The 9492-nt window shown below is 64.1% G+C and carries 5 protein-coding genes, 1 rRNA gene and 1 riboswitch; of the genes, 2 read left to right on the top strand and 4 right to left on the bottom strand.

Annotated features, from left to right (window positions below; all coding sequences use genetic code 11):
- Nucleotides 1–80: 80 nt before the first annotated feature.
- Nucleotides 81–2690 (bottom strand): glycosyltransferase, encoded by a 2610-nt coding sequence (locus GH664_RS16350; protein WP_153169139.1) that lies wholly within the window; start codon nt 2688–2690, stop codon nt 81–83.
- Nucleotides 2691–2962: 272 nt separating this feature from the next.
- Between GH664_RS16350 and GH664_RS16355 the strand changes: the two genes are divergently transcribed.
- A complete protein-coding gene (locus GH664_RS16355) occupies nt 2963–3349 on the top strand; it encodes a hypothetical protein (RefSeq protein ID WP_228111571.1) in 387 nt (128 codons plus the stop codon).
- On the opposite strand, the gene GH664_RS16360 is transcribed toward GH664_RS16355, so the two are convergent.
- From GH664_RS16360 to gcvH, 3 genes are all read right to left on the bottom strand, one after another.
- A complete protein-coding gene (locus GH664_RS16360; protein WP_153169140.1) occupies nt 3308–4915 on the bottom strand; it encodes a beta-1,6-glucan synthase in 1608 nt (535 codons plus the stop codon). The two genes, GH664_RS16355 and GH664_RS16360, sit on opposite strands and share 42 nt — an antisense overlap.
- A 136-nt stretch (nt 4916–5051) precedes the next feature.
- Nucleotides 5052–7946 (bottom strand): aminomethyl-transferring glycine dehydrogenase, encoded by a 2895-nt coding sequence (gcvP, locus tag GH664_RS16365; RefSeq protein WP_153169141.1) that lies wholly within the window; start codon nt 7944–7946, stop codon nt 5052–5054.
- A gap of 124 nt (nt 7947–8070) precedes the next feature.
- Nucleotides 8071–8451 carry a glycine cleavage system protein GcvH gene (gene gcvH / locus GH664_RS16370; protein WP_153169142.1) on the bottom strand — a complete coding sequence of 127 codons (381 nt, stop codon included), beginning with the start codon at nt 8449–8451 and terminating at the stop codon, nt 8071–8073.
- A gap of 334 nt (nt 8452–8785) precedes the next feature.
- Nucleotides 8786–8871: riboswitch (glycine riboswitch) on the bottom strand.
- 554 nt (nt 8872–9425) lie between these two features.
- Here gcvH and GH664_RS16375 point away from each other — a divergent pair.
- Nucleotides 9426–9492 (top strand): 16S ribosomal RNA (locus GH664_RS16375); the annotation flags it as partial.

Here is a 9492-nt window from a genome sequence, read left to right on the forward strand (position 1 = left end):
CATGCTGCAGGTTGTGCAGTCATGGCGTTCGACCTGGCGAAAAGGGGCGTTGCTGGCGTCGAATACGCCGCGGCCAGGGTTCAGGCGGGCACGGCGTGCGGCGTACCGTCGTGCTGTGCCTTGTCCGGCATGTAGGCGGCCACCTGGCAGGCGATCGCAGCCAGGTAGGGGATGCACTGCAGACACAGGATGCCCACCCAGAGCTGAGTTTCGATGCTGTTGGCGCCGCGCATCAGGATCAGCGCCACGGCCCCAAGCAGCAGCGCCACCAGCATGCCGATTTCCTCGCGGATGGGGCCGAAGAAGGCCAGAGCCCCCTGTGCGCGCCAGCCCTTGGGGGTGCGTACGAAGACGCCTTTCTTCTTCACGATGCCGGTGAATACACCGCGTGCGATGGCGTGCGCGAGGCCTACAGAAAGGATGGACGCACCCAGGATGTCCTTCCATGGGCAATCCATCGTGCGCCGATAAAGGATGGGGCCGAGCGCGGCCTTGAACGCCATGAAGCCCAGGATCGGCAAGGCCAGCGCGACCACCGGCAGGCCGAAGGATTTCGGCAACAGCAGAATGCCCAGGGTCCAGAAGAGGCTGCCAAAGGCGAAGACCAGTTGCAGCGCATCGCCCAGCCAGGCGAACCAGCCGGTCAGGAAGTGGTAGCGCTGCGCCAGGTTAAGGTTGCTCTTGCCCAGCATCTGCGGCAGGTGTGCCTTCAGGATCTGCATCGCGCCGAAGGCCCAGCGGAAGCGCTGGGTCTTGATCGACGCGAAATCGGACGGCGTGAGGCCGCGGCCGAGGATATGGTCTACGTAGCGTGTGTCGTAGCCGCGCTCGATGAGGCGCAGGCCCAGTTCGGTGTCTTCGCAGATGCACCATTCGGACCAGCCGCCGACCTCCTCCAGCGCCAGGCGGCGCACCAGCGTCATCGTGCCGTGCTGGATCAGCGCGTTGCGCTCGTTGCGGTGGTGCATGCCGATGCGGAAGAAACCGTCGAACTCCCAGTTGCACATGCGGCGGAAGGGCTGCGTCTCCCAGTCGCGGTGCGCCTGCGGCGCCTGCACGACGGCGACGTCGGGCTTGTCGAAGTGCGGGATGAGGCTGGAGAGCCATTCCGGATCGACGACGTAGTCCGCATCGACCACGCCGATGACCTCGGCGCGTGGGTCGGTCACCTTGAGGCCGTAGTTCAGGGCGCCGGCCTTGAACCCCGGCCAGTTCTCCAGGTGGAAGAAGCGGAAGCGCGGGCCGAGCTCGGCGCAGCGCTTCTCGAGCGGCTTCCACAGCTCTTCTTCCTTGGTGTTGTTGTCCAGCACCAGCACTTCGAAGTTCTTGTAGTTCATTGCCGCCAGGCTGTCGATGGTGGCGATCACCATCTCCGGGGGCTCGCTGTAGCAGGCAAGGTGGATCGAGACGAAAGGCTGGTCTTCCTCGAGGTGCGGACGCATCGGCATGAAGCGACGCTGCCATTTCTTCTTGAACAGCATCTCGCCGAACTCGAAACCATGCGACAACAGCACCGCCGCCGTCAGGCCGGTGGCGGCGATGAGCATTGCCAGGCCGATCAGGTCGCGCTGGGTCAGGTAATAGTCGAGCGGCACGTTGAGGCCGATGATCAACGTTGAGACGCAGGCCTGGATCAGTCCGGCGAGGAAGATGCGGCCGAAGATGCTCCAGTCGGTCAGGAAGAAGGCAATCAGGAACATCGGCAGCAGCGCGAACACCGCGGCGTTGCTGGCTTTCTTCGCCCAGTGCGGATCGCGCTCCACCAAGCCTTCCAGAGCGAACTTCTGCTCGCGGTCGGCGTTGTACATGCCCCAGTAGGCGCCGGCCCAACCCTCGACCTCAACCTTCCATGGCTGATCGATGGCTTCCATCAGAAAGTAGTCCAGGCGCGGCGTGCGCGGGTTGGCGAGGAACTCGCGGATGAAGCGCGCCTCGTTGTCGAGCGAAGGCACGGCAGCGCCGATGACCGGCCCCTTGCTGGGCCAGCCGATCTCGCCTATCACGATCTTCTTCTTCGGGAAGGTCTTCGCCAGTTCGTCATAGCGCTGGAAGGCGTAATTGACTGCAGCTTCGACCGGAACGCCCTCGTGGTAGGGCAGCAGGTGCACGGTGATGTAATCGACGTGCTTCACCAACTCCGGATATTTGAGCCACACGTGCCAGGGCTCTGCCGTCGACACCGGCTTGCGCTGGGCTTTGCGCACGCGGTCCAGATAGACGATCAACTGGTCGGGCGTCAGGTCGCCGCGCAGGATGGATTCGTTGCCCACCATCAGCCGCTCGACATGGCGCATGCCGCGCGTCTTGGCGATCAGCGCGGTGATCTCCTTGTCGTTCTTGTCGGCGTCACGGTCCAGCCAGGCGCCGGCGGTGACCAGCATGTCGCGCTCGCCCGCGACCGTCAGGAGCTCTGGCATGTCGTTGACGCCGTAGGTGCGCAACGCGTCGGAGTTGCGCGCGAGCAGGTCGAGGTCGGCGGCGAGTTCCGCCCGCGTGGGGTATGTGCCCTTCAGCGGGCTCTGGTCGCGCTGGAAGCCGTTGTAGGCGAAACCCTTGATGCTCTGGTTGGTGCCGATGAATTCGGCGCCCCGGTTGAAATGCTCCCACAACCAATACTGGGCGATCGCGACCAGGCCGGCGATGGCGGCGGCGACTGCCACGCGGTAAGCGAACGAAGCGGCTTGTTTCATCTGGAATTTTGTCCGATGGAAGTGGGCGTCACCCTTGGAAAGGAGCGACGTGGGGCATTACGGGATGCGCCGCGACGGCAGTCGTGCTGGGCGGGCACGGGCACGTGTCGAAATTCACTTCGATTCGGCGCTGTGACACAATCCCGGCCTTGATCGATCCTGACGGCGGGCATTTTAGGCGCTATCTCAGGCCGTTACGAGCCCGCAGGAATCCGATTTTGCAACAGTCCTTGTTGCATTGCGGAAACAGCGCTTTCGAAGGAATATTCAGCTTGGAACAGAAGCTTCTTGCGCAGGGCGATGTGCTCGGCGTGCCGATGCGCGTGCTGCTGTGGGGTGTCATCGTGCTGACGGTTGCGATCGGGGTGCGCTACGGCCTGCTCGAAAATGGCCTGCTGCCGCGCGATTGCCTGGCACCCGGCAGTCCCGTCGCGCCTTGCGTGTTCAAGACGGCGCTGGTGCAGTCCTTCCTGCACGAGCGCCTGGGCTGGGGCAGCCTTGCCCTGGGCGCCATTTCGTTCATGCTGGGCTGCCGCAGGGCGGCATGGGCGGGCTGGCTCGCCGGACTCCTCGGTCTCGTCCTCTATAGCTACGAGCCGGCCGCGGTGGGCGCGATGCTATCGGTCCTCGTGCTTGCGCGGCCGCAGCAGCGGCACTGACAGGATCAGGCCGATCACCAGCCAGGCGATGGCCTGGGGGTTGGCCGGCTCTGGCAGCCAGCGTCCGAGGACGCAAATTGCCATCACCCACGCAAAGAGGCGCTCAGCGCGGCCGCTGCAGCCCTGCCACCAGCCGATGACGCCGAGTGCGAGCGCTGGCGTGAAGTAGAGCAGGGTCGGGAAATCACGATAGCGCGCGTCGACGAACAGCAGCAAGGCCGCGATCGACGCGGAGAACATCAGCAGGGAACGCATCAGCCCCAAGGTGGTGGCGCACGATAGAGGCCGGCGCGCGCAAAGCGCCGCCCATGCAGCCTCGCCAGAAGGAAGTTCCTCACCTCGCCACCGTCCGAGCACGACGGCCAACATGGCGGCGAGGAGGGCGATGCCGCCAAGTACGCCCCATTCCAGTGCATCGCGATAGGCCACCAGAGCGTGTTCCCAATGCAGCACGGCAATCAGCCCGGCGGTTGCTGCCACGGCAGTGAGGGCCGCGGTGCGCAAGGCGGTCGTGCCTGCCGTCGTTGCTGCCAGCAGCAGGCCGATGAGTGCGCCCGCCGCAGCCCCGGCGAGGGGAGGCATGGCGCTGGCGCGCTCCGACACCGCGCCGGCAAGCGGAAATTTCGGTATCAGGGTCTGCGCCTCGAGCATGCCCCAGTAGCCGCCGACGGTACCCTCAAGGCGGCGCTTCCACGGCTGGTCGATCGCCTCGATCAGGTTGTAGTTCCAGCCTCGGGCATGCGCCTGATGCACGAACTCCCTGATGTAGCGCGCCTGATTGACCCGGGACGGCTTCGATTCCTCGCGCTGGCGACCCTCGCTTGGCCAGCCCGTCTCGCCGATCAGGAGGGGCTTTCCGGCGAAATGCGAACTCATCTTGTCGTGGATGTCGGCGACGTGGGCGAGCGCATGCTCGATGTCGACCGGTTCGTCCTCCCAGAAGGGCAGGATGTGCACGGTAACGAAATCGACCTCGCTCGCCAGGCTGTCATGCTTGACCCAGAATTCCCACACGTCCGCATAGGTGACCGGCACCGCTGCCCTGGCCTTGGCTTCACGGATCAGCGCGCGCATTTCGTCTTCGCTGCGCTCACGCCGCAGCAGCACTTCGTTGCCGACGATCAGGGCGCGGACGACGTCGCGATTGGCGTTTGCCAGCGTGATCGCACGCTCGAGTTCGACGGCGTTCTTTTTGCGGTCGAAGCCGATCCAGGCGCCGAGCAGCACCTTCAGCCCGACGCTGCGGGCGACGTCGACGACCTGATCCAGGCCGTGATCGATCGAATACAGCCGCACGCACTCGGTGATCCTGGCCAGTGCTGCCAGATCCGTTTCGATCTGCGCGCGCGCGACGCGTGCGTTCTTGTCGAAGGGCGTCTGGCCAGGGAAGTGATAGGGCGCATAGGACACGCACTTGAGCTTTTCGCCGTCGGACAGGTGCAGGTCATACATCGGAACAGGACGCGTCCCGGCCCACACCCAGGCAAGCAGGGCGGCGAGGGCGAGGAGGTGGGCGACGAGCAGGGCGACCCACAGGGGGCGATGGGCGTTTCGGGAGGCTTGCATGTCCGGGAGCAGACGATCGGTTCGGTCGATGTCGGAGCGGTTGGGCCGCGATGGAAGCTGCATAAAAAAGCCACGCCCGCAGGGGCGTGGCTTCGCGACGAAGCGGAGCGGATTCTACCGCAGGCGCGTGTCTGCCTCAGGCATAGTCGCTCATCGGCACGCAGGCGCAAAACAGGTTGCGGTCGCCATACACATCGTCGATGCGGTTCACGCTCGGCCAGAACTTGTTCTCCGCCACCCAGGACAGCGGGAAAACCGCCTGCTCCCGCGAGTAAGGCCGGTTCCAGTCGCCGGTGAGGTCGGCCTGGGTGTGCGGCGCGTTCTTCAGCGGGTTGTCCTCGGCCGGCCAGGTACCGGTCTCGACCTGGCGGATTTCCTCGCGGATCGCGATCATCGCGGCGACGAAGCGTTCGAGCTCGCCCAGATCCTCCGACTCTGTCGGCTCGATCATGATCGTGCCGGCCACCGGGAAGGACATCGTCGGCGCGTGGAATCCGTAGTCCATCAGGCGCTTGGCGATGTCGACCTCGCTGATGCCGGTTGCCGCCTTGATCGGACGGATGTCGATGATGCACTCGTGCGCGACACGCCCCTGGTTTCCGGTGTAGAGCACCGGATAGTGCGGTCCGAGGCGCGCGGCGAGGTAGTTGGCATTGAGGATGGCGATCTCGGTCGCCTGCCTGAGCCCCTGGCCGCCCATCATGGTGATGTACATCCACGAGATCGGCAGGATGCTGGCCGAGCCGAACGGCGCAGCGGCGACGGCGCCCTGGCCCTTGTTCGGGCGGTCCTGAGGGCCGGTCGGAGCAACGACGTGGTCGGCCATGAAGGGTGCCAGATGTGCCGCCAGGCCGATCGGCCCCATACCCGGTCCGCCGCCGCCATGCGGAATGCAGAAGGTCTTGTGCAGGTTCATGTGCGACACGTCGGCGCCGATGCAGGCGGGTGAGGTGAGCCCGACCTGCGCGTTGAGGTTGGCGCCGTCCATATACACTTGGCCGCCGTGCTGGTGGACGATCTCGCAGATCTCGCGCACTGCCTCCTCGAACACGCCGTGCGTAGAGGGGTAGGTGATCATCAGCGCAGCCAGGCGGTCGGCGTGCTGGGCGGCCTTGGCGCGCAGATCGGCGACATCGACGTTGCCCTTGTCGTCGCAATCCACCACCACCACCTGCATGCCGCACATCTGCGCCGTCGCGGGGTTGGTGCCGTGCGCGGATTTCGGGATCAGGCAGATGTTCCGGTGCGCCTCGCCGCGGCTGGCGTGGTAACGCGAGATCGCCACGAGGCCGGCATATTCGCCCTGTGCGCCCGAGTTCGGCTGCATGCAGATCGCCGGGAAGCCGGTGACCGCGCGAAGGTAGGAGGCGAGGCCCTCGATCATTTCCATATAGCCGGCCGCCTGCTCGCGGGGTGCGAACGGATGCAGGTTGGCGAATTCGGGCCAGGTGACCGGGATCATCTCGCTGGTGGCGTTGAGCTTCATCGTGCACGAGCCGAGCGAGATCATCGAGTGGTCGAGCGCGAGGTCCCGGTTCTGCAGCTTCTTGAGGTAACGCAGCATCTGATGCTCGGTGTGGTGCGAATTGAACACCGGATGCGTCAGGATGGCGTCGGTGCGCAGCAGCGAGGCCGGGATCGCGCCGCCAGAAGCGGTCACGCGTGCATCGAGCGCCGCAAGATCGGCCTCGACACCGAAGCAACGCAGAACGGCGGCAATGTCGTCTGCCGCGGTGGTCTCATCCACCGAGAGACCGACGATGCGGTCATCGGCGGCGTGGCGGAGGTTGTAGCCGGCTGCCTCGGCTGCGGCGAGGATCTGGGGCCCTCGTGCGCCGACTTCCACCTCGATAGTGTCAAAAAACGCCGTGCTGGCCAGTTGGAAACCTGCGCCGCGCAGCGCCTCGGCGACGATGGCAGCCAGCCGGTGCACACGTGTGGCGATGGTGCGCAAGCCCTTCGGTCCATGGTAGACAGCGTAGAACCCGGCCATGTTGGCGAGCAGAACCTGCGAGGTGCAGATGTTGGAGTTCGCCTTCTCGCGACGGATGTGCTGTTCGCGTGTCTGCAGCGTCATGCGCAGCGCTGTCTTGCCGCGGGCATCCTTCGATACGCCGATGATGCGACCGGGCATGGAGCGGACGTGAGCTTCGCGCGTGGCGAAGAAGGCGGCGTGCGGGCCGCCGAACCCCATCGGAACGCCAAAGCGCTGCGCTGAGCCGAGTGCGATGTCCGCCCCCATCGCACCTGGGCTCTTGAGCAGCACGAGTGCCAGCAGATCGGTCGCGACTGCGGCCACTGCACCCTTCGCCTTGAGCGCAGCGATGATGGTGCCCAGGTCGGCGATCTCGCCGTGCAGGTTCGGGTACTGCAGCAGGGCGCCGAATACATCGTGGTTTTCCGCCTCGACAGCGTTGCCGAGGATCAGGTCGAAGCTGAAGTAGTGTGCACGCGTGCGGATGACGTCGATGGTCTGCGGATAGCAGGCCGCATCGACAAAGAATGCGTTCGATTTCGATTTCGACACCCGGCGCGCCATGGCCATCGCTTCGGCGGCGGCCGTCGCCTCGTCGAGCAGCGAGGCATTGGCCAGCTCCAGCCCTGTCAGGTCGATGACCATCTGCTGGTAATTCAGTAGCGCCTCGAGGCGCCCCTGGGATATCTCGGCCTGATAAGGCGTGTACGCCGTGTACCAGCCAGGATTCTCCATGACGTTGCGCAGGATGACGGCTGGCGTGATGGTGCCGAAATAGCCCAGGCCGATCATGGACGTGCAGAGCGCGTTCTTCGACGCGATCGCCCGAAGGTCGGCGAGCGCCTCATGTTCAGGTCGTGATCCGGGCAGCGGGAGATCGCCCGACAGGCGGATCGATGCCGGCACGGTCTGCGCGATCAGATCGTCCACATTTGCCACGTCGAGCGCGGCACACATGTGGGCAATTTCCTCAACATTAGGGCCGAGATGGCGATGAATGAAGGCATCCCGCTGTTCGAGCTGAGCAAGCGGCGCAGAAAGGGGGCTAGGCGTCATGATGGTCTTTTGCGCATCCGAGGAGCGCGCACAGCGGGACGGCGTGACCGCTGTGCGCACTGGTGGGGTCAGTCAGGTTGGGTGAGCTGCCGAGTCGGCGGCAGCGTGCAAGAAAACGAGCGCGTCAATCGATCTCGGCCGCGTAGGCAGTTGCATCGAGAAGCGCCGCCAGGTCATCCGTGTTGTCCGGCTTCAGCTTGAACAGCCAGGCGGCGTAAGCATCCCCATTGACGCTCTCCGGAGCCGACGCGGCGTCCTCGTTTGCTGCGACGACTTCACCGGCAAGCGGGGCGTAGATGTCCGACGCGGCCTTGACGGACTCGACGACCGCGCAAGCCTCGCCGGCGGCAAGCTTGCGACCAGCCTCGGGCAGTTCAAGGAATACCACGTCTCCGAGGGCCTCCTGCGCATGGTCGGTGATCCCGACCGTCAGCGTGCCGTCGTCCTCGACGCGGATCCACTCGTGGGACTTCGTATATTTGAGACCAGCGGGGATGTTGCTCATGGAATTCTCCAGTGATGAAGGGAAAGGCCGATGCCCGTCAGCACGGGTCCGGGCTGCGGAACGGGAAAGTGCAAGCACGCCGAGCGTTGATTGACGAGCCTCGGGTGCGAGGGTTCAGTATGGGTACCGGGAATTCTGGCAGAGAACGATGAGAAGGCGGGGCGGTTCATGAGGGCTCCAGTTGATCACCAGAAGTGACAGAGGCGCAAAGCACTTTGCTCAGCTGCCCCCATCTGTCCCTTGTACCTGAGAGATTACGTCCTGCATGACGCCGGACGACTGCCCCTTCGGTGGATACGCAGGCGCTGATGCCCGTATCGCTCTCCAGATCTTTGCAAGCCGTGCGGTCCATTGTGCCTGAGCGATTCCGGGGATTACGCCTTCGGCGACTCTCTTCGAGTTCTCTCCCGCGCGACGCGCGGACAATAGCACTCGATCCACATGGCGGGCAACCGGAAGTAACTTGGGCGACCGCGGCGCGTCGCACAATACACATCCATGTATATACGACCGATCGCCGCATGAGGTGGCTGTTCGTCCAATCGACCCCCTCGCTCCTGGATGCCACTGGCGGCGCTATCGGCCAGTGCCCTCTATCCGCGCAAGCCATATCGCAATTTTCGGAAAGCCTGTTGACGTCTTTCCTTTGCTGTTTATAATCCGCCCCTCTTTGAGCGCTGCGGTGGTTTTGGCTGTTGCGGTGCAGGGGGAAGCGGGAGGCGAGGAGCCTGTGTTGCGGGTCTGGTGGAGTTGGAGCCGGATTAGAAAGCGCGGCGCGGGGGGTTGACGAGTTGTTCTGAGTTGATCATAATTTCGTTTCTCTGCTGCAGCGATGCAGCGGTTCTTTAAAAAGTTGAACAACCGATAAGTGTGGGTGCTTGGTTGTTGCGGCGAAGTCGTTTCGGCGGCTTTTGGTTTCGCAATGATTGGTGCTCATGCTGATTAAGTCAGTATTTTGAGTACTTTGTAGGATTGAACTTAAGAGTTTGATCCTGGCTCAGATTGAACGCTGGCGGCATGCTTTACACATGCAAGTCGAAC

This window comes from Thauera sp. 2A1 (assembly GCF_009469595.2).
In the GTDB taxonomy this organism is placed as follows: domain Bacteria; phylum Pseudomonadota; class Gammaproteobacteria; order Burkholderiales; family Rhodocyclaceae; genus Thauera.